The organism is Psychrobacter sp. JCM 18902 (assembly GCF_904846615.1).
Taxonomy (GTDB): Bacteria; Pseudomonadota; Gammaproteobacteria; order Pseudomonadales; family Moraxellaceae; genus Psychrobacter.
Genome location: NZ_CAJHBK010000001.1, coordinates 647,639 through 674,033, shown reverse-complemented (window position 1 = coordinate 674,033; position 26,395 = coordinate 647,639). Strand labels below are relative to the sequence as shown.

Here is a 26,395-nt window from a genome sequence, read left to right as displayed (position 1 = left end):
CTGTTTCGCTGTCTACCATCAATTGCGTAGCACACCCAAACATAAGGCATAACAAATCTGGAGAGCGGTAAGGACGGACGACGCCTTACCCACCGAAGGGGAGAAAATGCGACATCATTTAATTTGGTTTTTTAAGGCTGATGCTTTTAAAAACGTGCAATGATTGTTCGTGTTGAAAATCTCAGGTTACAGGACAGATAGGGCTTTTGCTTAAACCGACGTTCAGCGTCTGTTTGGCGGATTGCGCTATTTTTCTGTGCTACCCTTGGTTGCAATGTTTGCACCTTGCAATATTGCTTCTCGCTACTATGATAAGGCACATCAGCCCTCATACTTTGATACTTGTTTTTACGACTGGTTATCGAATGCAGCTGATGTCCACATAAGGATTTGTTATGACCACTACTCAAGATAATACTGCTCAAAGCGCCAACACTTCAGCCCCTAAACGCACACCTCTTTATCAGTCTCACGTTGATAGTGACGGCAAGCTGGTGGATTTTTCTGGTTGGGAATTACCCATCCATTATGGTTCGCAAATCGAAGAGCACGAAGCGGTGCGCACTGATGCTGGTATGTTTGATGTCTCACATATGGTCGTCGCTGATGTCACAGGTAGCGATACCAAAGCATGGCTACAAAAGCTACTGGCCAATGATGTCGATAAACTCAAAACCGTCGGTAAAGCGTTATATTCTGGCATGCTCAACGAGCAAGGTGGCGTCATCGATGACTTAATCGTTTACCTGATGAACGAAGACGCCACTGAATATCGTATCGTCTCAAACGCTGCTACTCGTGATAAAGACATGGCACAATTTGATAAAGTCGCCGAAGGTTTTGACATCAGCATCACTGAGCGTCCAGAGCTTGCCATGATTGCCGTGCAAGGACCAAACGCTGTTGAAAAACTCGCGCAAACCAAACCTAGCTGGGCAGATACTTTAGCTGGTCTTAAGCCTTTCGTTGGTGCTGATTTAACAGACATCGAAGGCACAGATTGGTTCGTTGCTCGGACTGGCTATACCGGTGAAGATGGCGTCGAAGTCATCATGCATGGTGATGATGCACCAGCGTTTTTTGAGCAATTGAAAGCCAATGGCATTAAACCTGCCGGTCTTGGCGCGCGTGATACCTTGCGTATGGAAGCTGGCATGAACCTTTATGGTCATGACATGGACGACAACGTCAGTCCTTACGAGTGCAACATGGGCTGGACACTCGCGCTTAAAGACGATCGTGATTTTGTCGGTCGTGACGCTTTGGTCAGCAAGCGTCAACAGTCAAAAGACGATAGCTCTGCCATGAAGCAAGTTGGCTTGTTGCTAACGACACGCGGCGTATTGCGTGAAGGCATGACAGTCACCATCAATCAAGGCACGGACAATGAGCAAACTGGCATTATCACCAGTGGCACCTTCTCCCCTAGTCTAAAAAATTCAATTGCGATTGCCCGTGTGCCTGCCAGCGTATCAGATGATGATAGCGTTCAGGTCGATCTGCGCGGCAAAGGCAAGTTCGTTGATGTGCGTGTTCTTAAGCTACCGTTTGTCCGTAATGGCAAACAGCAGTTTGACTCGTAGGCATTATAAACCCTATTATTAACGTCCACTATTTTTGTTAACCATCCTCTATCACTTAGGAGAGAGACCATGAGCAATATCCCAGCAGAACTAAAATACATCGCCAGCCACGAGTGGTTACGCTTAGAAGACGACGGTACTATCACTGTTGGTATCACTGACCATGCTCAAGACCTATTGGGTGACGTGGTGTTTGTTGAATTGCCAGACGTGGGCGACATCATCGCCGTTGATGACGAAATCTCTGTAGTTGAGTCAGTAAAAGCTGCTTCTGACGTTTATGCACCTATCTCAGGTGAAGTCGTTGCGATCAACGAAGCCCTAGAAGACGATCCAGAAATCATCAACTCTGACCCATATGGCGAAGGTTGGTTCTTTAGAATGAAGCCTGACAACATCGCTGACTATGAAGCACTGCTAACCGCTGATGAGTACGAAAACGAGCTGTAATCTAATCTTCACTCTCTCGCTTAAAAGCGGTGTTTTATTTACATGCCGCTACTTATAACCTTAAAAAACATAGCTTGTTATGACAGATATTGGCGTCAGCTGATATCTGTACGCTTTTTCTTAGAATGTTTATCGCTCAATTTATTGCGTCCAATCGCTATCTGATTTATTCATATCAATTACTTGTCAGGCGCTATTAAAGAGACGTACTCAATACTGCCCCAAGTTGATCACTTAATCTCCAGCATGGATTCTCATATGACCCCTGACACTGATAATCAAGCAAACGCTCAAGCAAGTTCTCAAGAAAAATTTGCCACGCCTAATAATACCCCGCAGCTGCAAGCGTTTCGTGAGGTGGTTGAATCACGTCGTTCAGTCCGCCGCTTTACCGACACACCGATACCTGACGATGTGTTAGCAGACTGTCTGCGTTTGGCCATGCTTGCGCCAAACTCTAGCAATCTACAGCCGTGGGAATTTTATGTGATTGATGAGGCGGACAAGCGCAAACGCGCGGTGAAAAACTGCATGAATCAAAATGCAGCGAAAACCGCCGCTCGTTTAATCGCAGTCGTTGCTCGCACCGATGTGTGGCATGACCATGCCAAGCAAATATTGCGCGAATACCCTGATAAGCCAGTACCCAAAAAGGTCAAAGACTACTACACCAAAGTCGTTGCCATGGACTTCTTACGAGGACCTGTCAATGTGGTATCAGCGGCTAAATGGGGTGCGACTCAAGTGGTCAGACGGGTAAAAGGTCCGATTAAATCACCTTATTATACTTTTGAAGACACCAAAAACTGGGCGACCAACAATACCGCCCTTGCGGCTGAAAACCTAATGCTTGCACTACGCGCGCATGGCTTTGATAGCTGTCCGATGGGTGGCTTTGATGAGCCTGCCATGAAGCGCTTATTAAATTTAAGCGACGATCAACATATCATTATGATGATTGGTGCTGGCGAACGCGCTGATAATGGCATTTACAACAGCCAGTTCCGCTTTGACCAAAAGCAATTTGTTCATTACGTATAAAATCTTAAACCGTCATTAGTTATTATTACTAGTTATTTTAGCCATCCCTTTATTACTCCCTTAACCAAGGATTGTCATGACTATCTCGCAAAACCCAACGTTTGATACCTTTAAAGGTTTATTCAACGAAGCTGAATTTGTCTATCGTCATCTAGGCTCCAATGATGCCAAACAAGCTGACCTGCTCAGTGCTGTTGGCTATAAAGATATGGCTAGCTTTATTAACGATACTGTACCTGAGCCCGTGCGCTTGCATAAAGAGCTAGATTTGCCAGTGGCGATGAGTGAGCATGCCGCGCTTGCCAAATTGCGTACCATGGCAGATGACATCATTGTTAATAAGAGCTATATCGGACAAGGCTACTCGCCAGTACGTATGCCTGCGGTCATTCAGCGTAACGTCCTTGAAAATCCAGGCTGGTACACCGCTTATACGCCTTATCAGGCAGAGATTGCCCAAGGTCGTCTAGAAGCCTTGCTTAATTTCCAACAAGTATGTATTGATTTGACTGGTCTTGAGCTTGCTGGCGCATCATTGCTTGATGAAGCAACCGCTGCCGCAGAAGCCATGGCAATGTCAAAGCGTGTCAGCAAAAGCAAATCAACGCAGTTTTTTGTTGATGACCGTATCTATCCACAAACATTAGATGTTATTAATACCCGTGCCAAGTACTTTGGTTGGGAAGTGGTGGTTGGTGATTTTGAACTGGCTAAATCAGGCGATTATTTCGGTGCGCTATTCCAATACGTCGGTGTTGAAGGCGATGTTAAAGACTTAACAGACGTCATTGCTGCCGTGAAGAAAAACAAAACTTATGTGAGTGTCGTCAGTGACATCATGAGCTTGGTACTATTAAAATCACCAGCAGATATGGGCGCAGATGTCGCTTTGGGTAGCACGCAGCGTTTTGGTATTCCAATGGGCTTTGGTGGTCCACATGCCGCCTACTTTGCCTTCTCTGATAAAGCCAAACGCTCAGCACCTGGTCGTATCATCGGCGTCTCTAAAGATTCGCAAGGCAATACTGCCCTACGTATGGCACTACAAACTCGTGAGCAGCATATCCGCCGCGAAAAAGCCAACTCAAACATCTGTACCTCACAAGTATTGCTCGCCAACCTAGCCGGTATGTATGCCGTTTATCATGGTCCAGGTGGCGTGAAGCGTATCGCTACTCGTATCCATGCGTTTGCGACTGCCTTTGCTGATGTCATCAAAAATGCTAACGACAGTAATTTAACCGTGGTACATGACCAATTCTTTGACAGCGTCGTCGTTGATTGTGGCTCAGAAAAACTGGCTACTCAAATTTTCGAAAATGCTGACAATGTAGGCTATAACTTATGGCGTCTTGGTGAAACCAAATTAAGCGTCGCGTTTAGTGAAACCAGCGATCAGCATGACTTTAATGTATTAACTCAACTGTTTGTCAGTAAAGCACATGACCTACCAAAAGACGCTCGCGTTTCTCTTGATAGTGCACACTTGCGTACCGATGCTATTTTATCGCATCCAGTATTTAACTCGCATCATACTGAACACGAAATGCTGCGTTATTTAAAATCACTTGAAGACAAAGATTTGGCAATGAACCGCAGCATGATTTCATTGGGTAGTTGTACCATGAAATTGAATGCCACCAGTGAGATGCTACCGATTACGTGGCCTGAATTTGCTAACGTGCATCCTTTTGCACCACGTGACCAAGTCACAGGCTACGTTGCCATGATTGATAGCTTGCAAGACCAGCTGAAAGCCATTACCGGTTTTGATGATGTGTCTATGCAGCCAAACTCTGGCGCTTCAGGTGAATATGCTGGTCTGCTAGCGATTCGCCGTTATCACGAATCATTGGGTGAAACTGACCGTGATGTTTGTTTAATCCCTCAGTCAGCGCACGGTACCAACCCTGCGACAGCTATAATGATGGGTATGAAAGTAATCGTGGTTAAAACTGATGACAATGGTAACGTTGACATCGATGATCTAACTGCTAAGTGTGAAGAAAACAGCGCCAATCTAGGTGCATTGATGATTACTTATCCATCGACGCATGGCGTGTTTGAAGAAGGCATCCGTAAGATCTGTGACCTCATTCATAAGCATGGCGGTCAAGTTTATATGGATGGTGCCAATATGAATGCACAGGTTGGCATGATGCAACCTGCTGACGTTGGCGCTGATGTATTGCACATGAACTTGCATAAAACCTTCTGCATCCCGCATGGCGGCGGCGGTCCAGGCATGGGCCCTATCGGTATGAAATCGCATTTAGCACCCTTTATGGCCAACCATACATTGAGCCCTGTGCATAATGCGCAAAAAGACTGCTCGGCCGTATCGGCAGCCCCTTATGGTTCAGCAAGCATCCTACCAATTTCATGGATGTACATTGCCATGATGGGCCGTGATGGTCTGCTGAAAGCGACTGAGCTTGCGCTATTAAATGCTAACTATGTCGCTGCTCAATTAAAAGACCACTACCCTGTCCTTTATACGGGCAAAAATGGTCGCGTCGCGCACGAATGTATCATCGATATTCGTCCGTTGAAAGAAGAGACGGGCATCAGTGAAAGCGATATTGCTAAGCGCTTGATGGATTACGGTTTCCACTCACCAACGATGAGCTTCCCAGTTGCGGGTACCTTGATGATTGAACCAACTGAGTCTGAATCTAAAGAAGAATTAGACCGTTTCATCAGTGCCCTAAAATCTATCAAAGCCGAAGCAATGAAAGCCAAAGCTGGCGAGGAAGGTTGGACGTTAGAAGACAACCCACTGGTCAACGCACCGCATACCGCGGCGATGGTCACCAACAGTGAATGGACGCACCCATACAGCCGTGATACAGCAGCATTCCCACTGCCTTATATCCGCGCCCATAAGTTCTGGCCAAGCGTAGCACGTGTCGATGACGCTTATGGTGATAAAAACCTCATGTGTTCTTGCCCAAGTATCGAAAACTATATGTAGTTTTCAAATAAGCATGAACAGTTGATATAAAAATAAACCTCCAAGTCAGCAGCTGATTTGGAGGTTTTTATTTTGCCACTAATATTTAGCGCTATAATAAAATAGCTATCAATCTATTCACATTATTTACTTGGTTAGAATTAACTATGCAGAAAAACAATCTTGTCATTCTCATCCATGGTCTGCACCAAACCGCTTGGATCATGCGACCACTGGCCAAACGCTTGCAAGCAACAGGATTTGATACTCATCAATTCGGTTATCGTAGTATGCGTGACGGTATCAAAACCAATAGTGCCCGCCTAAATAGCTGGCTAGAAAACCATCATCACCCTGACCAACCGATAGATTTGGTCGGTCATAGTTTGGGCGGTCTGATTATTCGTGATTTTGTCACTGCATATCCGCAGTGGCAGATAGGACGCTGCGTGACACTTGGGACACCGCATGTAGGCAGTGTATGTGCTGACTATATATGGCGCTTGACCCCAGCTGTAGTGGGTCGCTCATACATCGATGCGTTAGATGGCACCGTAGCGCCACTACCCAAACATATTACCCTTGGGGTGATTGCGGGTAATCGCCCCTACGGTTTGGGTCAGCTTTTTTTACAGTATCATAATCGAAAATTGCGTAAGACAAATAATATGCCATCAGTAGAACATCTGCTACATGATGGCACCGTATATGTAGCAGAAACCAAAATAGAGGCAGCCACGGATCATATAGTTTTACCAGTCTCGCATACTGGGATGCTGGTCGATAAAACAGTAGCCGCGCAAACCAAATACTTTTTACAACATGGACAATTCGAGCATAACAAGCTTACGTCTTGAGAAAAGCATCATCTTTTATCAATGATAGAATCTTATGGCTTATCTAACATTGATACCCATACCCTGCTGCAACTCAGTTTTATGTTTTTTGATGACTGGAATCAGGGTGTTCATGACCCAGTCATTCCGCCAGCCTTTTAAGCCTTCTGGCAACTCGCTTAAATCTTTATCAAAAGCAATTACTTCATACAATTGCCCGAGCCACTTCTTACGCATCAATACATTGTCAGGTACGCCGATAGCTCGTGCGTGATCATCGATCGCTTGCTGCACTGCTTTTGACAGTACTTTATTTTTTGAGCGATACGGCGGTAATAGGCAGTCAGGATATTCAGCAGGGTGCAAGTTTTTTGCTTGATTTATCACTTTTAGCAGCTCTTCGCCGTATAAGCGTAACATACTGCGATGCATCGTGGTTTTGTGCGCAAGCTCTCGCATATTGCTTGGTTTTTCAGTGATGATCTCGCGTACTGCTTGTTTTTTAATCACAAACGTACGTGGCTGATTGGTCGAACGTGCCAGCTCCTCGCGCCACGTCGCAACCGCTTGCAGTATCGCCATCTGCTGTGAAGTATAACGATAATCTGCCATTGTTAGGTACATTACATTGTCTTCAACATGCTGAGCATCATACAAATCACTGGCATAAAGCTGGCAATCTGCCCATACATAATCGTATAAACCTTGCTTTTTTAACGCATATTCAAGACTTAAATAAAGCGCTGGCAAAAAACGTACGTCATCAATCGCATATTGCTCTTGCTCATCTGAGAGCGGACGCTGTAGCCAGTCCGACTGGCTTTGTTCTTTATCAATGTGCATGTCTAGCTGGTCGTCAAGCGCTTGCTGATAGCCCATTTGCAATTGACCCGTTAAGTAAGACAACGCAATTTGCGTATCAAATATATTGGTCAATGGCGGACAACCAGAGAGTAGATAAAAAATCCCTAAATCCTCACCACAGGCATGCCAAATCGCTACATCAACTTTGGCCAGTGCCTGCCACAGTTCGGTCAGTTGCAACTGCGGGGCATCTAATAAATAAATATGATTGCCAGTATTCAGCTGCACCAATGCCAAGCGCGGATAGTAAGTATCACGTTTGATAAATTCGGTATCTAACGCCACCCGACCGCAAGTTGCCAATGCATCGATAACTTCAGCCAAACCATTTTGCTCACGCACCCACGTGACAGCAGCTTCATCGGCATTATCTAGCAGTGCATCAATATCTGGCTCTGAAGGTATATCTGCTGACTCTATTTTAGAATTAATTGATTGTGCTAATAAATCATCAGAAGCAGCAATGTCAATGTTGTCTGCAAGGTTTGATTGGATGGCAGCAGTTGAAGCTGTTGGAGCATGGTTGGACACGGGCAGATACCTGCATAAATAGGAAAAAATAAAACGCTAAAGGGCGTCTCAATAAAAGTAAATAATAAAATACTAGGGCGTGTCCTCAATTCAATCGATAGTTATCTAAATAGGTTAAAAATGGCTAAATCTTGCCAAACGGCGTCAAATAGCTGACTAATATCTCGATATTATCTGCGCTATTTTCCTTGTTTAACTGCAATTTATCTCATTTTTATCACCATTTTTAAAATGAGGACACGCCCTAGTGAATCAATTATAACAATTTCATGAAATAAAATGGACAAGACTTGGTTTTTATAAAGAAGTTATAGAAAAAATGCCAGTGTGCTATAAAAATGAACGATTTTGCATCGCTTGTCCAAGGGTCATGCTATCAAGATATTCAAGCTCGCCGCCCATTGGTACACCTTGTGCCAAACGTGTGACCTTATTAACATGACGACTAACCGCTGCACTGATAAAGTGCGCGGTGGTCTGCCCTTCGACAGTCGTACCAGTCGCCAATATCAACTCTTCAACAGGCTCTTGCTTGACCCGCCAGACCAGTTGTTCAATATTCAAATCATCAGCGCTAATACCATCAATCGGTGATAAATGACCACCTAATACAAAGTAGCGGCCACGGTAGCCTGCGGTTTGTTCGATAGCCATCACATCTGCTGCCGTTTCGACCACGCATAATAAGGCATCATCACGCCTTGGGTCTTGGCACAGCGGACAGATGCGATCATCACTGAAGCTGTGGCAGCGCTGGCATTCGACGATATCGCGCATCGCTTCATCAAGAGCTTGGGCAAGTGCCATGCCTTGTGGGCGTTTTTTGGTGAGCAAATGCAGTGCCATACGTTGGGCACTTTTTTGACCCACACCCGGCAAAATACGCAGCTGTTTAACCAGCTGATCAAATTTGGCTGTCAGCAAAGCATCTTCCTTTATTTAACTTAATTTATAAATCGTAGCTATGAAAATGGGGTCGTATCGTATCGATAACAACCCCATTTTGTCTTTAATATGTCGTGTTTGGCTTAAAAAATAACGACTTAGAACATACCTTGCATACCTGGTGGTAGACCCATGCCTGAGGTCGCGCCAGCCATGGTTTCTTCGTATAGCGCATCTGCTTGACGAACGGCGTCATTGATAGCAGCAGCGATAAGATCTTCGATCATATCTGGCTCATCTTCTAGCAAGCTTGGATCGATGGTTAAACGCTTAACCACATGGCGACCCGTCATGGTAACTTTTACCAGACCACTGCCCGCTTCAGCTTGTACTTCTTTATTCGCAAGCTCTTTTTTAGCATTTTCAACGTTTGCTTCGACTTTCTTTTGCATCGTTTGTGCTTGTTGCATTAATGCTTGAATATTCATAGTTGCCTCTTTTGTTTTTTAATCATAAATGATTGATATTTTACTAGGGCGTGTCCTCAATTCAATTGATCATATCTAAACGGGCTAAAAATGGTTAAATCTTGCCAAACATCGTTAAATAGCTGGTTAATATCCCGATATTATCTGCGCTATTTTCCTCGTTTGACTGCAATTTATCTCATTTTTATCACCATTTTTGAAATGAGGACACGCCCTAATATAAAGTGCTAACCGCGATTATACCGTTATCTTTACAAACTGTCTAAACCACGCGCCAAATCTTTGATGATATCTTCTACATCTTCTAAGCCTACTGACAAACGAATAAGGCCATCTTTGACGCCCGCTTCTGCGCGCTCTTTTGCACTCAAACGAAAATGGGTGGTGGTCGCAGGATGAGTAATGGTGGTTTTAGCATCACCCAAGTTATTAGTAATAGAAACCATTTGGGTGGAATCAATGACATGCCAAGCGGCAGATTTCGAATCACGACTATTTGAATCGGTGCTGTCAGAAGCCTTTACCTCAAAACCCATGATAGCACCATAGCCATCTGTCATATGATGTTGACGCGTCGCAAGCTCATGAGCGGGATGATCACTCAAACCTGAGAAATGTACGGCACTGACATTGGGATGATTGACCAAAAACTCTGCCACTTGATTGGCATTTTGACAATGCGCTTGCATACGCAGTTTCAGCGTCTCTAACCCTTTGGTAAATACCCAAGCATTAAACGGACTCATACTGATACCGCCTGAACGTACCACGGTAAACGCCTCTTGCATGAGCTTATCACTGCCGACCAATGCGCCGCCGAGTACTCGACCCTGACCGTCTAGATACTTAGTTGCAGAATGAATCACCACATCGGCACCCAAATCAAGCGGACGCTGCAAAGCTGGGGTGGCAAAGCAATTATCAACGACCAATAAGATACCATTGGCTTTACACAGCTGGCTTAAAAAGCCGATATCACAAATCTGTGCCAATGGATTGCTAGGGCTTTCGCAATAAATGACTTTGGTGTTTGGTTGAACGGCGTTTGCCCACGCCTCATTATCGAAGCAATCAACGTAGCTGACTTCCACACCGAACTTTGCCATATAATTATTAAATAGACCAATCGATGAGCCAAATAATTGATTGGCAGCAAGCAAATGATCGCCCGCTTTTAGATATGCCAAGCACATGGTCAAAATCGCGCCCATGCCAGAGGCTGTCGCCACTGCGCGCTCACCGTTTTCAAGCGCTGCCAAACGACGCTCAAAGGTACGCACACTCGGATTGGTATGGCGTGAGTACACGTTGCCCGTCTTCTCTCCATTAAAATGTGCCGCGGCATCTGCCGCTGAGGTATAAACGTACGAGCTGGTAGTAAAAATAGCCTCTGAGTGCTCACCCTCATCGGTACGATGTTGCCCTGCCCGTACAGCAATGGTTTGCATACCATAATCGAGATCTAAATTGAGCGCGTCACTGCGCCAGTTTGGATCTAATTTATCTACATTTTTATCATCATGGGCTTGCGACTGACTCATAAATATTCCGTTGCTTTGATTGGTATTTTGATTGATATAAAATGACTGCTTATTCTTCTGATTATCGACCGAATTCATTAGCGTTATCATATCATGTCAACTTATTCCACACAGCTGGTTTCAAGCGATGGCTAAATATTATTTTTGAATACACATCTATCTCTTTCTCAACAACAGATGAAAGAGAGACGATAAGTAAATAATGACTGGATAAGTCGCTGAATCTAACAAAAATAACGTATTTATAATAGGCATAGATGACGACAGCTGATAAGCTTAGCGGCGATTTAATTTTTGCCTTGGGCGATATTGTTATACGCTTCGTAATCAGTGCTATCATCGGTAAAATAAACGATGCACTAGCGCATGTCCTTCATTCAATTGATAGTCTTTTTAATGGACTAAAAATGAGGACATGCCCTCACGCTTACTTTCTAACAAATACTTCTTTATGTAAGGCTCACTAAGGTAATTCATTTATGTCGATGTTCAGTATAGAACCAAGCAACTTATCGTTGAGTCTAACACTCGGACTAACCTTAGGTCTTAGTGGATGTCAGGTTTTGCCAAAACAGCCACACTTACCTGAGAGCCAAGCATTATCAGCACGAGTACATGACTTATATCAGCAAGAAGACAATCAAGAAACTGGACAAAGTGACACAGTAGCAACCAATGACGTTGATTTGGTAGCATCGATTAGCGAGCAGAATGATATTCACCCAGATTTATCTGGCTATCACCCCATTGTAACTGGTGCCAATGCTTTTGCTTCTCGCAGCATATTAACGGACATGTCCACACGTAATATCGATGCGCAGTATTATATTTGGCATAATGACCAAGCTGGTCAGCTACTATTGAAAGATCTGTGGGAAGCGGCTGAACGCGGCATCATTGTACGCTTACTATTAGATGATTTTAATAATGATGCCACTTTCGATCAGCATTTATTACGTTTTTCCAGTCATCCGAATATCGCGGTACGAATCATCAATCCGCTGATGCACCGTAAGTTTCAAACATTAAACTACGTCACAGGTCTGCCACGTATCAATCGCCGCATGCACAATAAAAGCATGACTTTTGATAAGCAGATTACCATCATTGGGGGACGTAATATTGGCAATGAATATTTAAGCAATGACCAAAATAGTCAATTTGCGGATTTGGATGTTTTACTCATCGGTAAAGTCGTCGCAGATATTGACAACAGTTTTTCAAGCTATTGGTCGTCGCCTTTGTCATTTGACATTGAAACGCTAGTGAAGCCTGACAACAATACAGCGCCTGATTTCCTAGCGGCACTGGACAAGCTCGGTCAGGATGAAAAAGGTAGCGACAATCATTTGACGGTGTATAAAGAAGCGCTAGAAGAGTCAACGATAGACAGTGACTTGGTCAATAAACGCGTGCCTTTTCGCTGGACAGATATGCAGTTTTTGAGTGATGATGTGGGCAAGCTGACCAAAACGGTACCAGCGGATACCAATTTGGTGCATCAATTGCGTACCTTATTAGGCAGTCCAACCAAAAAGCTAACCATCATTTCCTCTTACTTTGTACCCACCAAAGATGGTGTCAATACTTTAGTGCAATTGGCTGAAGCTGGTATCGAGATTAAGATTTTGACCAATTCATTTGATGCGACCGACGTGACTGCTGTGCATTCTGGCTATAGTCAATGGCGACCTAACTTGCTGCGCGCTGGTGTCAAAATCTACGAGCTAAAATCCACCGCCTCTGAGGAAAAACGCGAAAACAAGCTTTGGAAAGCTCGTAGTCAATCCTCAACCAGTTTACATGCAAAAACGTTTGCCGTTGATGACTATCAAGTATTCATTGGCTCCTATAATGTCGATCCTCGCTCTGCCAATATCAATACAGAAATGGGTGTGATCATCAATGATGATGAGCTGGCAAAACAATTGCATGGTGCGCTGAGCGATGACCTGCTAAACCAAGCTTATGAAGTCAAACTATCAGATAATGGTAAGCTACAGTGGCATACTATGGAAGACGATAAAAAAGTGGTTTACGATTCAGAGCCACGCGTCGATATCAGCGATCATGTCTGGCTGACCATCATGTCATGGCTACCTATTGATTGGTTGCTATAGCTGCCATCATCAAAAACACTCTAAAACTTGGTCATATTTACATAATAACAGCGCTATTGAGTGATTCTTTGACCCAATTTTTTTTAGTTTGAATACTTTTTAGTTTGAATACTTTTTAGTTGGAGTGCTTTTCATTTAAGCACTATTCATTCAAGTGCTTTTAACTCCGATGCTTATTGCTCAATAACTTTTAGCTCAAACGTCTTTATTTTTTCGGCAAATCATTATTTTTCATATTGATTTGTCGTTTTTTATTATAGCCGGTTATCCAGATAATAATCGGCTTAACGAATACTATTATATGTGGATGCGCGACCTATTATGCCTTCTCGTTCTCAATATGCAATGATGTCTTCTAAAGACAGAAACACCGTACTGTTTATCTGCTTTAGCAGCGCAGTCGCGTTTTTTGATTTTTTGATTTATTTATATCTAGCAGATATCATGGCGACCGCTTTTTTCCCTGCTAATATTGATCCAGCTATTACAAAGGTGCAAGGGCTTGGGCTATTTGCAATTGGCTATTTGGCACGCCCACTTGGCGGTATCATCTTTGGTCGTTATGGTGATATCAAAGGCCGAAAACCGATACTGTTGATCAGTATATTAGTGACGGCGGTCAGCTTGTTGGCGATGGCTTGCTTACCTACCTATGGGCAATGGGGGTTGATTGCACCAACCTTATTTATAGTCTTGAGGCTGATACAAGGCATGGCATTTGGTCTTTATGTGCCACTCGCTTGGGTTTTTGTGGCAGAGCATGTGCCGCGCCAATATTCGTCAGTATCTTGTAGCTATGTCACCGCCAGTTTTTATGTAGGCGTGCTGTTTTCTAATGCCTTTTTTCTTTGGTTAACCAATTCTATGACGACTGAGCAATTGGCTAATTACGGCTGGCGCTTGCCATTTTTCATCGCGGCCATTCTAAGTTTATTACCATTATTAGCGTGGCGATGGATAGATGAGTCACCCTTTTTCCTAGAAATGAAAAACTCAAAGCCGAGCGATTATGTTGCCAAACCCTTCAATTTACTCTTTAAGCATTGCAAGCATTCGCTATTTATCGGCATGGTTCTCACGCTTATTGTTTCTAGCATCACGACCGTTGTTGTGCTATTGCTACCCGATTTGATTGAATTACGTTTTACCTTAGACAGCGATTTATTTGGATTCTCACACAGTCTGGGTATTGTGTTCATGGTTTTTGGTTGTATTTTTTATGGGATAATATCCAACCACCAAAACTTCGGTAAGATTCTGACGGTTGGCTCTATTCTTTTGATCGCTCAGATGTTTGCCTTTTTTTACCATCTGCAAGCCAGCGGTGACTACATCCTCATTATGTATGCGCTTTTAGGCTTTTGTGCTGGCATCGTTGGGATGATACCTGCCATCCTTGTACAGTTATTTCCGACCAATGTACGACTAACAGGAATGGCTTTTTGTTATAATATCGCCTACGGTATTGTTGGAGTGCTTGTGCCTTTTGGACTGGGTTATGCCACTCTGTATGTGAGTTTCTCACCAGCGCTCTACATTGCATTTATCGGTTTTATCGGCATAATAATGGGTATTTATTTTTATAATTTGCCTGAATTTAAAAAAATCGACCACATTATTTAGCTAGTTAATAGCTGCCTATTATCTGCTTAACGATTGAAATTAAAAAATTAAGGTGCAATCGTATGTCTCATACATTGCACCTTGTTCATTTATTTAAGACACCAATATTATAAAATATTAAGGCTCAAAACCATGGTTGATATGACCAACAAACGTCTTTCCGTTGCACCCATGATCGACTGGACAACGACGGATTATCGTTATTTCGCTCGGCTTTTTAATCCGCATGTTTATTTGTACACCGAGATGATCAGTACGGGCGCGCTGATACATGGCAATCGAGCACGGCATCTGCGCTTTGATACGCTTGAGCATCCGCTTGTACTACAGCTGGGCGGCGCAGATATTAGCGAGATGACGCAATGTGCTGAATTTGCGCAGCAGCATGGCTATGATGAGGTCAATATCAATGTTGGTTGTCCCTCTGATCGCGTACAGCATAATAAGATTGGTGCTTGCCTCATGGCAGAGCCGCACACGGTTGCCGATTTGGTCAAACACATGCAAGCGGCGGTCGATATCCCAGTAACCGTGAAGCATCGTATTGGTATCGATGATTTTGACAGTTATGAGTTTATGGTGGATTTTGTAGAAAAAGTGGCAGCAGCAGGTTGTACACGCTTTATTGTCCATGCACGTACTGCATGGCTACAAGGGCTTAGCCCCAAGCAAAATCGCGAGATACCACCGCTACGTTATGAGGATGTCTATCGTCTCAAACAAGACTTTCCACAGCTTGATATCGAGATTAATGGCGGCATCGATACTGTTAAAGACATCGAAGCACATTTGCAGCATGTGGATGGCGTGATGATTGGTCGCGCGTTTTATCACAACCCTTACCTATTAGCAGAAACCAATAGCTTATGGAACGAACCAGCACCTAAGCGTTCAGATATTTTAGCGCAGCTGTATCCGTATATGGAGGCGCAGATTGCTAAAGGTGAAGCACTGCCAACGATGACAAGACATTATTTAGGGTTGTTTCAAGGACTGACGGGTGCGCGCAAATGGCGACAGGCGTTAAGTGGTAAACCTCAGCTAACAATCGACGATATTAAACGGGCAGCGGATGAGGTGTTACTACTAAATCCTGATGCTTAAGAAAATTCATTATTATGATAGCTATAAAAGTGTAATGATGCCGAAATAGCCCTTATTTATTTAGGCGGTTTGCGCAATATATTGCCACATCGCCGCCCCATTATTCACGATATGCAATAATATCGGCAGCAACAGCGAGCCTGACTTGATACGCGCGTAGCAAAATATCAATGCCAGTACCACAATGGTACTGATTTCATAAATACCATACTGCACATGGATCACCGCAAATATCAAGCTGGTCAAGACGCTTGCTACGATCGCCCCTCGATGCTTTGAATAAGTTGACGAGGTAAATTGCTCTGCGATCGCTGACCATAATAGACCACGAAATATCAGCTCTTCGTAGATTGGCGCGACAATGACCATTGCAAATATCAACAGCCATACTGAGCTGACAGACTGATATAAAGGGTCGACGAAGAGCAGTGGCGATTTATCAAGCAAATAAGTCAATGCCTGACTGCTAATCATAAATATCAATAGCAGCCCAAGCAATCCCATACCCACCGCAAATGAGAACGGCTTTAGCGCTAAATACTGCCGACTATCGCCGCCTCTTACACGGATCACCAAAAGGCTAATAGCGATCAATAACACGCAGCCTATAATAATAGAGAGGCTGACCACGGTGCCATCGTTACTACCAAAAAAGAAGATATCAGCCATGGTTGAATTTTTAGAAGCTGGTAAGACTAGCTTGCCAGCGATATACACGCCTAGCAGCTGACTGATAAAAAATGCCATCAGCATACCAACAGTCAGTAGAAAGACACCCAACCTTGAAAATAGCGGCGTGCGCTTAGGCGGCGTATTAAGATTGTGCGAACCAGTAGCATTTTTTAGCATAAAGTCATTACTCAAACGGATATTTTGTTAGCTCGCATCTAGGGCGTGTCCTCAATTCAATCGATTATCCTCTAAATGAGTTAAAAATGGCTAAATTTTGCCAAACATCGTTAAATAGCTTATCAATATCTCGATATTATTTGCGCTACTTTCCTTATTTGACGGCAATTTATCTCATTTTTATGACCATTTTTAAAATGAGGACACGCCCTAGCATAAGCAATAATGAGCAGAAATAGTCATCAGCGATTATGTTGGTAGTTGCTGCTCAATCAATGATAATACTTGCTGAGAGACCGACTCTGGATACTCAAGTGGAAACATATGACCACCGGCATGGATCTCATAAGGAATATTCAAACGCGACTTTATTTGTTGCGGAAATCGGCGTTTTAAAAAGATACTGTCTTGACCGATAATCAAAGTAACAGGCGGCTTTGGTCCATGATTTGGTGCCAGCCAATACCAAGATGGATTGGTGCGAAAGACAGCGACCTCACTGGCTTTCGGAATCGCCAATGTCACTTTGCCATCCGCACGTTCGTGTAGCCCATGCTCGATATAGCCTTGAAAACTGCGTTCATCAAAGTTTTTGAAAAAGCCTTTATGCCGCATCTTATCGTACGCATCTGCGCGGCTCTCCCAGACATCACGGCGATGCTTAGACACGCCAGCTGGTGACAATTTATCCATCAGGCGGTTATTCATCATCGGCAATCTATCCGCCGTCTTTGCCAAATGCCATAGCAAGCTCACTTTGCCATAAATCCAAGGCGGATCCATGAGTACCGCTTGGGCAAAGTGCTGCGGCGCACGATACAATGCCTGCAAGGTACACATCGCACCCAGCGAATGACCCACTGCCACTACTTGCGACACGCCATGCTTCTCACAGGTATTTTTGACACTATCAATAATCTGCTGTGTAAGGCTGCGCCAATGATCATCGACTGGATAATCAGGCGTTGCACCCAGCATGGCAATATATTCAATAGTAAAAAATTCTGCTAACTTCTCAAAAAATGGTTGATAAACCGCACTTGGCATCCCATTAGCATGAGCAAAATGCAGGACAGGTTTGTTGGTTATTGTAGAGACAGGTAAAGCAGTAAAAGTTGGCAAATTAATTTTATCACTCATGACAAGCTCTCTTCGATTTAAGTCGCTATTTAGGGTGTTTTTATAACCATTGAATTTCATATACAATTGAGGCTGAGCATAATCATACGCTCAGCCTCAACAATCATACACAGTAAATCTCAAACATAAAACGCTTAACGCATCTGCGCATTACCTTGTTCTTGCGGTAAAACATCAAGGCTGACACTAGAGCCAATGCCCGCCCCCAATTTAACAGCAAAGCGGTCCATGAATAATTGGAACGGATCTGTTGGGCTATAATTGATGACATTATCCAGCTCTAACTGCTTTTCTAAGCTAGCGATGCTGCCTTTCTTATCGGCTAAGCCAAGCTCAATCGACTGCTCGCCTGTCCAGAATAATCCTGAGAACAGTTTATTTTGTTCAGGATTTTTGAGACGATCACCGCGACCTTCTTTCACTGCATTAATGAAATGCTTGTGGGTGTTGTCCAAGACTTTTTCCACATGTTTTTCTTCATAATCCGTTAACGGACGTGACAAACTTAAGATGTCTTTGTATTCACCAGCAGTAATCGTACGATCTTCTACGCCAACTTTATCCATCAAACCTTTGATGTTATAGCTTGGCATAATCACGCCGATAGAGCCAACCAAACTTGACGGGTTTACATAAATCTCATCCGCCGCAGAAGCAATATAATACGCACCAGAAGCACCCATATCACCAATCACCGCATAGAGTTTTTTGTCTGGATATTCTTTACGCAAATCCATCATAGTCTGCCAAATCTCATCAGACTGTACCGGTGAGCCACCAGGTGAATTGATATCCAATACTACCGCCTTTGAATTGCTATTTTCAAAAGCACGGGTCAATGCCTCATTGACATCATAAGCGTTGGCCACATCGCCACTACTAATGACACCTTGTAGCTCAACCACAGCTAAATGCGGCTTGCTCGTGTCAACACCATCTAAACCCGTTGGCGCGCTGCTGCTGCAACTACGACCAAGCGTCAGAAATATCAGTAAAATATAACCAAAGGTCAATAGTTTAAAAAAGATACTCCAGCGACGGGCGCGGCGTTGCTCGACCACACTAGCCAATAAAGTGTTTTCAAGCAATCGCCATTCTTGTCCACTCGGTTGGCTTGGCGGCGACATCGGTACTGGCTGATTTGCCGAATTGTCAGGACGTTTATTAGGGTCTGGTGGCCAGTTGGGCATATAACTTCCTAAGTCAGAAACAGTCTAAAGCAATAAAAAGAGAAGATAGAAATACAGTCAGTAATAAGGAGCTGCTTCTCACTCCAAATACGGTCACAGTCATCTATATTCATAGGCTGCTAAGTATGGTGGTATTTCAATCATGGTTCAATAGTATAACTGGGAAATATCACTATATTGTAACATTGATTAGATAAGCGATATTTTTATGGCGTCGTATTGGTAGTATCTACTGCTGCATTGAGAGACAACGTTGCTTCTGGCATTTTGTCATCATAAGTGATCATTTCATTTATTGTTTGCCGCTCTATCACATCGGTAGTTATCTGTGACGTGCTATGTCCAAGCCATGTCACATTACGAAAAGTGAGTGATTGCTCAGCTGGTTCAGCTGAACATAATAATGTCCACATTTGCCAAATGCGCTGATGAGTATCTGCATTTAATATCAGACGTGCCTGAGGCATATTGGCTTGATGAGTCGGTGGCTGGCTACTTGATGTGAGTGTTTGCGCAGTGGCAGGTATTGATTTGAGTGGATCAGCCGCATTATATTTTAATACCCTTATGGGCAAGCTAGTATCTATAGCCACCGTACAATCCCACACGCTGGGACTGTCTATGTTGCTCCATCCTGTCAATGCTTGTATGGACAAGTCACCATTGCCCAACTGCCATGTTTTGCCTTGTTCACAGCGTTGCACACTGATATTGGTCATGTCCTTGGGTTGGCTAGTGACTTTATAGGCTTGCTGAAATGCAGACCAACGATCAGAGCGTCCTGCTTGCCAATACTGACTAATAGGTAAACGCTGATTAAGCTGAAAAACCGTCAAAGGTAACAGCGCAGAAGCATTAGAAGCTAAATACTTCTTATCAGTACTAAGCGTATCCGTCAATCCAGCACTACTACTCTGCACGACTATACCTTCTAGTGTATCAACTGACAAGCTACCCAGCTGCTGCGCTAATGTCATCGATAGCTTATTCGCCGTTAGATTACTTGGCATCGTTCGTGCGACATTGGGTCTGTGGTCAGATAAAAATAGCCAGCTGATGTTGTTCTTATGCGTATCTGTTGTGGATGACTGCTCATTATTGACAACAGGATACTGCAACAAAGCAGCACTTATATAGGGATCACCCGTTGGTAAGATATACAAGGTCGGTATCGTCGTGAGTGATTGCTGATTGGCATATACCGTCATCATTAATAAGGTTAGCGGCGGCAGTGCCAGCCAACGACTGATAAATCCTCGTGGTAGTAGCCATGGCAACATACTTAATAGTACCATCAGTAATATGGCGACATTCACAGGAGTATAAAGCCACGCTTCTGACAATGCAGGTAATGAAGTTAACCACGTTATCAGTTCATGCAATTTCGCGACAATGGCGCTAACGAGCAGCCAAATACTATCAGCAATAGCAGGTGATAAAAGATAGCACAGCCCTGCTAACAGATTAAGCGGCACAATCACCCAACCAAATAAACCGATAGCAAACAGATTGATGACAAGACCCCACAGCGACGCCTTGCCAAATAATAACAATGTAATAGGTAATAAAGCAATAAATAGCCAAAATTGTAATTTGAATACACGTTTGACTATTATCCAAACACGCTTGAACGCAGTCTCTACTACACTGGCATTATGAGCAGGTGCCGTTTCTGATACGACAGCTGATTGCGTATATGACGTATCATCATATTTAAGGAGCAATGCCACTGCGATAAAAGATAGCCAGTACCCTGCCTGCCATAATACATAGGGATCAAGCCATGCCATCAACACTGCCAATGCAAACAACACCCGCATCGTACTAACCGGCAATAATGTTAAACGTACCAAACCTATCGCGAATAACATCCATGCGGTACGAGCAGCGGGTACATCAAAACCAGTAAATAGCGCATAAATAAAAGCAGCAGCGATCATCACCCACCAGCGCACTTGCCAACACGGTACATAACGATAAATCCTTGGCCATAGCCGATCAAAAAGCAACACCGCCGCACCTGCCAGCATAATCGCTAAAAACAATACATGGGTGCCAGAGATAGCCAGCAAATGTGAAATACCAGCCAGTTGATACAAATCCTTGGTATCGCGATTGATTAAACTGCGATCACCTGTGAGCAAACTTAAAGTGACCGCTTTTGCCTGTTGCGTTGCTGTGGTCTGTGTTGACCAATCTTGATAAAAATGCTGGCGTAATTGCCAACGTCCTTGATTAATATAAGTCTGAAAACGCTGCAGATATGAAGAAGAGGCAAACGCTGGCTTTGATACCTCAGTATTGGTTACATTTGATGTGCCAACGGTCAATATATTAGCGACTCCATCAATATGACGACCTCGCAGCCAGCGATAACTGTCAAAACCAGATGGATTGCTCAACGCTTGCTCAGAAGTCGCCAGTGGTGCAAGCGCTAAACTTATAAACAGCTGATCGCCAGGTTGTAAATAATTTAAGCGGTCAAACGGATTATTGTCCAAATTTTTCTTGGACGATTGTTTTGATGAATTTTTTGGATAAGCGTTGAGCAATACACGGTACGTGCCATCTTTGTCGTTATTGTTATTTGAGTTATTTTTATATAGGTTATTATTGCTTAGGCTATTATTTTCATCTATTAGAAAGTTACTGGTCATGGCATCTAAATCTTCAACCGCCAGCGCCGACACCAAGGGTGATATATCACTAATGACAGCAACTTGTCGATAGCCACTGTCCGTGGCGACGTCATAAACGCTGTCACTTATCCCTTCGATAGTGACTAATGCTTGCACACGCATTGGCTCAGTGATTTCTGTTAATTCTGCTTGTTGATGGCTAATCAGGGCTTGCAACGCACTGCCAATGATTAATCCAATTGCCAATACAGCAACTAAAACATGAGTCAAAATACGAAAAAAGAGTTTAGATTTATGTGAAGTATTATATGAAGGATTACGTGAAGAGAGACCAGCCGTATGTTGCGATAAATGGCTAGGTTTTGCAGAAGGTACATTAAACTGGGCAATAACAATCAGGATAATAGCAAAAATAATGAGCGACAAAGATAAGATGGGAGTATTCAATATATCCATTAACGATGAACTAGTGGGTATCGCCATACTATCTGCGACTGCCAAAACGCCCATCATGGCGATAATAATCAAGCTACCAATCAACCAGTACACCAGCGCTCCTTGCTTGATGAGGTGAATATTAGTTTTTGCCTAAATAAAGCCATTTATTATGATAAATAGCCACTTAATATGACGAAAATGTACCGGAACACCAAAACACAGATTGATACTTGAACCAGCAACAACAACTGATACGTCATGCAATAGCATTTATATAACTATTACCCTATACTGACTGACATATTGCGATGATGATAATCTGACATCATTATCCTATATATTCTCAGCTGTACACTTTATGAATAATATTACTTTATAGCAGACCATCAATGCGATTGAGCGGACTGTAGCTAACGATTACAAAAGGCGATCCTGTGCCCCAAAAACGTCTAAAAGACCTGCTTCCTACGCCAGAGAAAATCTTAGAAAGTCGCACCTTAAAACTGTTCGCACCGCATTTGGCTGATCCACGATTATGGCACTTTAATCGACATAGCTTAAATAAAGCGGTCTATATCGGGGTGCTTAGTGCATTTTTCCCATTGCCAGGGCAAATGCTACTGGCTCTAGTTGGCTCATTAATTTTCCGTGCCAATGTTCCCATGGCACTCGGTTTGACTTGGATTACCAATCCACTCACGAGCTTGCCCATCTTTTATGCAGGCTATTATATCGGTGCCAAAATCCTTGACGTACCGATGATTAGTCTGCGGCTTATCGGCAGGATGATTGCTGATTTTAGCTTATGGGCACTGTCAGATGGTGCAAATCCATTTATTACCTATCGCGGCACGGTATCGATTGCTGCTTTTTGCATAGGCTTGACGATCTTAGCGATTGTGACCAGCATCGTTTGTGGACTGGCATTTAAGGCTGTTTGGCGCTATAAAACCGTCGTGAGCTGGCAAAAACGTCAGCAAGAACCTTCTGATAAACCGCCTAAAATCTAATATATGCTGCTGTTATCAAGTCATGGTAACCTTAACGTAGCGAACCACCTTTTACTGCTAACCATTCGCTAACGATAGCAATCTAGGTCACCATCTACCCTCGATTATTCTATGCTATGTCTCGATATCACCTTAAGCTGGCTATGACCTAAAAACAAAAGCCATTTTCTTTGCTGATACCCATCACTCTGCTTCTTTATTCTTTTCTATGGCAGCGAGGATGTTGTCCGTAAGGCTAGTGTCCATCACGAAAACTTCAACCACTTTTTCATCTTTAAGCAATGTATAACGTTTGCCCGTTGCACTGTCTTGAGCTTTTAGATCATAATCAACGCCAGCCAAAGTAATGGCATCAAAAACTGGTGTTAATAAATCTATTTGTGCCTGTTTATCAATTGTTTCGAATAACGTCACATCCATATAGGGTGTTAAAGGTTCATTGCCTTCTTCGGCACTGCCAAAAGCAGCGATTGGGTCGTCATCTCTATCCATCATAATAGTCCTTCTTTAATAAATTGGTGGCATTTTGCAGCCCCATTTTGCGTTTATATTTATTAAAAACTTCGTGTCTGTTGAACATAATATTATCGTTCTAGGGTATATCCTCATTTAATAATAATGATGATAAAAGCAAGACAAATTGCCGTTAAACAAGAGAAATAACACAGATCATAGTAAATATGAATCAGCAGTTCAGTTCAACGACGTTTGATAAAGTTTAGCCCATGTAGATATCAATTGACTTAAATCAGGACACACCCTACTAGTTAGCAACCATAACCATTTACACTATTAAAAATAAAACGTTAAAAAATGCAGCGCTAAAAAATACAGCGTTAAAAAACAATCAATACTGCTCCCAATGACCATTACGTAGCAATAACTGACGATCCGCCAGCGCTGCTAGATTGCGATCATGTGTCACCATTAATAGTGCGGTTTGCATGGTATTTTGCAGCTCTGATAATAATCCAAACACGCTTTGCGCATTGTCATAGTCCAAATTACCAGTTGGCTCGTCTGCCAAAATAAGCGACGGCTTCGTAACCAAAGCACGGGCAATAGCCACACGCTGACGCTCGCCGCCCGATAGCTCACCAGGTCTATGCGCTAGACGGTGCTCAAGTCCGACACTTTCTAGTATCGCAATTGCTTGATCTCTTGCTGAAGTCGTTGAGACTTCTGGTCGCATCAGTAACGGCATCGCAACGTTTTCAATGGCAGTAAATTCGGCTAATAAATGGTGAAACTGATAAATAAATCCCAAATGCTTGTTACGCATGGCACCGCGCTCAGTTTCATTCATACTGTTTAACAATTGACCATGTAGCCAGACCTCGCCGCTGGTTGGCGTATCAAGACCACCAAGCAAGTGTAGCAAAGTGCTCTTGCCTGAACCACTGGTGCCAACGATGGCGATGCGCTCGCCAGCATGGACGGTCAAATCCAAGCCAGTCAGTACTTGCGTACTAACCGCCCCTTCATCATATATCTTGTTGATATTTTTCGCCTCTAAAATGGCAGACATGGCTTTTCCTTTATTCTATTTATACTGGTATTGATGCTTTATTCAGCGCTACAAATAATTTATCAGCCTAAACTTGCATTAAAATTAATTTTAACTAACAAGCATTGGTGATAACTTAAACTGTATATAAAAACTTAAGCGGCATATAAAATCATTTATTCATAACGCAACGTCTGTGCTGGCTGAATCTTAGCCGCTCGGCGTGCTGGATAAATAGTTGCCAAAAAGCTCAGTACGAAAGACGCACCTGTAATCAATACCACATCCAGTACACGCAACTCTGATGGCAAATAATTAACAAAATACGCATCAAACAAGTTCAAATTAAAGACTTGATTAATAAAGCCTAAAATATCACTCACTGTAAGCGCAAATATCACGCCCAGTATCGTACCAGCAATCGTACCAATCACACCGATCACCACACCTTGCACCATAAACACTTGGGTAATCAAACGAGGAGACGCACCAAAAGTTTTTAGAATCGCAATGTCCGCTTTTTTGTCGGTAACGAGCATCACTAGACTGGAGACAATATTGAAAGCAGCCACTAGGATAATTAAAAATAGCAGCAAGCCGACCATGGCTTTTTCCATCTGAATCGCGCCAAATAGGTTGCCATGTGTTTGTGTCCAATCATTAGGATACAATTGCTGAGGGGCAATAGCGGCGGCTTTTTCTGCTGCCATCGGAGCGGTAAAGATGTCATTGAGCTTCATACGCACACCCTGCGCGCCATCTGGCAGACGCAACAGTTTTGCCGCATCACCCATCGGGATAAATGCCATGAGGCTATCCACTTCTGGGCTGATGGTAAAAATACCTGTCAAGGTAAAGCGCTTGAATCGTGGTATCACGCCAGCTGGTGAAGGCGATGCCTCTGGCAGCACTAGCGTCACTTTATCACCCAGTTGCAGCCCTAGAGACTGTACCATCTCTTCACCCAGCACAATATTGAACTCACCACTTTGTAAAGTATCAATGCTGCCTTGAACCATATGTTCATTGATAATAGAGACATCTTTTTCGTATTCAGGATCGACACCAGTGACCATAATCCCTGCAACCTGACCGTTTGACGTCAACATCCCTTGCAGTTGAATAAAGGGCGCTACAGCTGCCACTTCAGGATCTTCTTTAATTTTATCAGCCAATTGCTTCCAATCACTGATAATCTCGGTGGAAACGACCGTTGCTTGCGGGACCATACCCAAAATACGGGTTTTTAACTCCCGATCAAAACCATTCATGACTGATAGCACCGTGATCAATACGGCAACCCCAAGAGTCAAACCAATCATCGAGATAAGCGAGATAAAGGAGATAAAACCATTACTACGCTCTGCTCGGGTGTATCGTAAGCCGATAAACAACGCTAAAGGACGAAACATATTCAAACTCTTTATCTTATCTACGTGCGACTTTATATATACTATAAAACGAGCAACAGCAAATGCATCTCACACCTGCACTTGCCATAGTCACATATAAATCGAACACAAAAACAGGGTTTCAGACGAGCCAAAGACAGCCGTCAAAAGGGAGCTAGTTTGACACAATTTGGCTGATATGTGCCAGTCAT

The 26,395-nt window shown here is 43.4% G+C and carries 20 protein-coding genes and 1 riboswitch; of the genes, 9 read left to right on the top strand and 11 right to left on the bottom strand.

Features of this window, described 5'->3' with window-relative positions; genetic code table 11:
* Positions 1-47: 47 nt before the first annotated feature.
* Positions 48-207, top strand: a riboswitch (glycine riboswitch).
* A 188-nt stretch (positions 208-395) separates the two neighbouring features.
* The 5 genes from gcvT to JMY05_RS02775 all read left to right on the top strand — a co-directional run bounded on the left by gcvT (position 396) and on the right by JMY05_RS02775 (position 6,884).
* A complete protein-coding gene (gene gcvT / locus JMY05_RS02795; protein WP_201614120.1) occupies positions 396-1,583 on the top strand; it encodes a glycine cleavage system aminomethyltransferase GcvT in 1,188 nt (395 codons plus the stop codon).
* Between the two features lie 69 nt (positions 1,584-1,652).
* Positions 1,653-2,033, top strand: coding sequence for a glycine cleavage system protein GcvH (gcvH, locus tag JMY05_RS02790; protein WP_011280078.1), 381 nt, complete (start codon positions 1,653-1,655; stop codon positions 2,031-2,033).
* A 258-nt stretch (positions 2,034-2,291) separates the two neighbouring features.
* Positions 2,292-3,074 carry a nitroreductase family protein gene (locus JMY05_RS02785; RefSeq protein ID WP_045445433.1) on the top strand — a complete coding sequence of 261 codons (783 nt, stop codon included), beginning with the start codon at positions 2,292-2,294 and terminating at the stop codon, positions 3,072-3,074.
* Positions 3,075-3,150: 76 nt separating this feature from the next.
* Complete coding sequence (gcvP, locus tag JMY05_RS02780) at positions 3,151-6,048, top strand: aminomethyl-transferring glycine dehydrogenase (RefSeq protein ID WP_201614119.1); 2,898 nt, start codon at positions 3,151-3,153, stop codon at positions 6,046-6,048.
* A 146-nt stretch (positions 6,049-6,194) separates the two neighbouring features.
* Positions 6,195-6,884: an esterase/lipase family protein gene (locus tag JMY05_RS02775; protein ID WP_045445431.1), complete on the top strand. Its 690-nt coding sequence runs from the start codon at positions 6,195-6,197 to the stop codon at positions 6,882-6,884.
* Between the two features lie 39 nt (positions 6,885-6,923).
* Here the strand turns inward: JMY05_RS02775 and JMY05_RS02770 are convergent, their stop codons facing one another.
* The 4 genes from JMY05_RS02770 to JMY05_RS02755 all read right to left on the bottom strand — a co-directional run bounded on the left by JMY05_RS02770 (position 6,924) and on the right by JMY05_RS02755 (position 11,172).
* Positions 6,924-8,258, bottom strand: coding sequence for a ribonuclease D (locus JMY05_RS02770; RefSeq protein ID WP_201614118.1), 1,335 nt, complete (start codon positions 8,256-8,258; stop codon positions 6,924-6,926).
* Between the two features lie 330 nt (positions 8,259-8,588).
* Positions 8,589-9,182, bottom strand: coding sequence for a recombination mediator RecR (gene recR / locus JMY05_RS02765; protein ID WP_201614117.1), 594 nt, complete (start codon positions 9,180-9,182; stop codon positions 8,589-8,591).
* Between the two features lie 119 nt (positions 9,183-9,301).
* Entirely contained in the window at positions 9,302-9,631 is a 330-nt protein-coding gene (locus tag JMY05_RS02760) for a YbaB/EbfC family nucleoid-associated protein (RefSeq protein ID WP_045445429.1), read from the bottom strand.
* 251 nt (positions 9,632-9,882) lie between these two features.
* On the bottom strand, positions 9,883-11,172 hold the full coding sequence (locus JMY05_RS02755) for an O-succinylhomoserine sulfhydrylase (protein ID WP_045445663.1): 1,290 nt from the start codon (positions 11,170-11,172) through the stop codon (positions 9,883-9,885).
* Positions 11,173-11,651: 479 nt separating this feature from the next.
* On the opposite strand from JMY05_RS02755, the gene JMY05_RS02750 reads away from it, so the two are divergent.
* The 3 genes from JMY05_RS02750 to dusA all read left to right on the top strand — a co-directional run bounded on the left by JMY05_RS02750 (position 11,652) and on the right by dusA (position 16,019).
* Positions 11,652-13,292, top strand: a complete 1,641-nt coding sequence (locus tag JMY05_RS02750) for a phospholipase D family protein (RefSeq protein ID WP_060491440.1) — start codon at positions 11,652-11,654, stop codon at positions 13,290-13,292.
* A 321-nt stretch (positions 13,293-13,613) separates the two neighbouring features.
* Entirely contained in the window at positions 13,614-14,915 is a 1,302-nt protein-coding gene (locus tag JMY05_RS02745; RefSeq protein ID WP_045451556.1) for an MFS transporter, read from the top strand.
* Between the two features lie 132 nt (positions 14,916-15,047).
* Positions 15,048-16,019, top strand: a complete 972-nt coding sequence (gene dusA, locus JMY05_RS02740; RefSeq protein ID WP_045445423.1) for a tRNA dihydrouridine(20/20a) synthase DusA — start codon at positions 15,048-15,050, stop codon at positions 16,017-16,019.
* A gap of 60 nt (positions 16,020-16,079) precedes the next feature.
* Here the strand turns inward: dusA and JMY05_RS02735 are convergent, their stop codons facing one another.
* From JMY05_RS02735 to JMY05_RS02720, 4 genes are all read right to left on the bottom strand, one after another.
* Complete coding sequence (locus tag JMY05_RS02735) at positions 16,080-16,868, bottom strand: CPBP family intramembrane glutamic endopeptidase (protein ID WP_227678085.1); 789 nt, start codon at positions 16,866-16,868, stop codon at positions 16,080-16,082.
* A 249-nt stretch (positions 16,869-17,117) separates the two neighbouring features.
* Positions 17,118-18,008, bottom strand: a complete 891-nt coding sequence (locus tag JMY05_RS02730) for an alpha/beta hydrolase (RefSeq protein WP_045445659.1) — start codon at positions 18,006-18,008, stop codon at positions 17,118-17,120.
* A gap of 134 nt (positions 18,009-18,142) precedes the next feature.
* The gene (gene sppA / locus JMY05_RS02725; RefSeq protein WP_201614115.1) at positions 18,143-19,198 is read right to left on the bottom strand and encodes a signal peptide peptidase SppA; all 1,056 of its coding nucleotides are present in this window, start codon (positions 19,196-19,198) and stop codon (positions 18,143-18,145) included.
* A gap of 206 nt (positions 19,199-19,404) precedes the next feature.
* The gene (locus JMY05_RS02720; RefSeq protein ID WP_227678084.1) at positions 19,405-22,386 is read right to left on the bottom strand and encodes a ComEC/Rec2 family competence protein; all 2,982 of its coding nucleotides are present in this window, start codon (positions 22,384-22,386) and stop codon (positions 19,405-19,407) included.
* A 323-nt stretch (positions 22,387-22,709) separates the two neighbouring features.
* On the opposite strand from JMY05_RS02720, the gene JMY05_RS02715 reads away from it, so the two are divergent.
* Positions 22,710-23,285 carry a DUF2062 domain-containing protein gene (locus JMY05_RS02715; RefSeq protein ID WP_045445416.1) on the top strand — a complete coding sequence of 192 codons (576 nt, stop codon included), beginning with the start codon at positions 22,710-22,712 and terminating at the stop codon, positions 23,283-23,285.
* A gap of 183 nt (positions 23,286-23,468) precedes the next feature.
* Here JMY05_RS02715 and JMY05_RS02710 read toward each other — a convergent pair whose 3' ends face one another.
* The 3 genes from JMY05_RS02710 to JMY05_RS02700 form a co-directional block, all read right to left on the bottom strand.
* The gene (locus JMY05_RS02710) at positions 23,469-23,780 is read right to left on the bottom strand and encodes a hypothetical protein (RefSeq protein WP_227678083.1); all 312 of its coding nucleotides are present in this window, start codon (positions 23,778-23,780) and stop codon (positions 23,469-23,471) included.
* 352 nt (positions 23,781-24,132) lie between these two features.
* Positions 24,133-24,813 (bottom strand): lipoprotein-releasing ABC transporter ATP-binding protein LolD, encoded by a 681-nt coding sequence (gene lolD, locus JMY05_RS02705; RefSeq protein WP_045445410.1) that lies wholly within the window; start codon positions 24,811-24,813, stop codon positions 24,133-24,135.
* Positions 24,814-24,968: 155 nt separating this feature from the next.
* The gene (locus JMY05_RS02700) at positions 24,969-26,204 is read right to left on the bottom strand and encodes a lipoprotein-releasing ABC transporter permease subunit (protein WP_055123885.1); all 1,236 of its coding nucleotides are present in this window, start codon (positions 26,202-26,204) and stop codon (positions 24,969-24,971) included.
* Positions 26,205-26,395 lie beyond the last annotated feature (191 nt).

Coding starts and splice junctions, on each gene's coding strand:
- gcvT (WP_201614120.1), top strand. CDS start 396: ATGACCACTACTCAAGATAATACTGCTCAAAGCGCCAACACTTCAGCC.
- lolD (WP_045445410.1), bottom strand. CDS start 24,813: ATGTCTGCCATTTTAGAGGCGAAAAATATCAACAAGATATATGATGAA.
- JMY05_RS02745 (WP_045451556.1), top strand. CDS start 13,614: ATGCCTTCTCGTTCTCAATATGCAATGATGTCTTCTAAAGACAGAAAC.
- JMY05_RS02760 (WP_045445429.1), bottom strand. CDS start 9,631: ATGAATATTCAAGCATTAATGCAACAAGCACAAACGATGCAAAAGAAA.
- JMY05_RS02700 (WP_055123885.1), bottom strand. CDS start 26,204: ATGTTTCGTCCTTTAGCGTTGTTTATCGGCTTACGATACACCCGAGCA.
- JMY05_RS02775 (WP_045445431.1), top strand. CDS start 6,195: ATGCAGAAAAACAATCTTGTCATTCTCATCCATGGTCTGCACCAAACC.
- dusA (WP_045445423.1), top strand. CDS start 15,048: ATGGTTGATATGACCAACAAACGTCTTTCCGTTGCACCCATGATCGAC.
- JMY05_RS02735 (WP_227678085.1), bottom strand. CDS start 16,868: ATGCTAAAAAATGCTACTGGTTCGCACAATCTTAATACGCCGCCTAAG.
- JMY05_RS02785 (WP_045445433.1), top strand. CDS start 2,292: ATGACCCCTGACACTGATAATCAAGCAAACGCTCAAGCAAGTTCTCAA.
- JMY05_RS02750 (WP_060491440.1), top strand. CDS start 11,652: ATGTCGATGTTCAGTATAGAACCAAGCAACTTATCGTTGAGTCTAACA.
- JMY05_RS02730 (WP_045445659.1), bottom strand. CDS start 18,008: ATGAGTGATAAAATTAATTTGCCAACTTTTACTGCTTTACCTGTCTCT.
- gcvP (WP_201614119.1), top strand. CDS start 3,151: ATGACTATCTCGCAAAACCCAACGTTTGATACCTTTAAAGGTTTATTC.
- JMY05_RS02755 (WP_045445663.1), bottom strand. CDS start 11,172: ATGAGTCAGTCGCAAGCCCATGATGATAAAAATGTAGATAAATTAGAT.
- sppA (WP_201614115.1), bottom strand. CDS start 19,198: ATGCCCAACTGGCCACCAGACCCTAATAAACGTCCTGACAATTCGGCA.
- JMY05_RS02710 (WP_227678083.1), bottom strand. CDS start 23,780: ATGATGGATAGAGATGACGACCCAATCGCTGCTTTTGGCAGTGCCGAA.
- gcvH (WP_011280078.1), top strand. CDS start 1,653: ATGAGCAATATCCCAGCAGAACTAAAATACATCGCCAGCCACGAGTGG.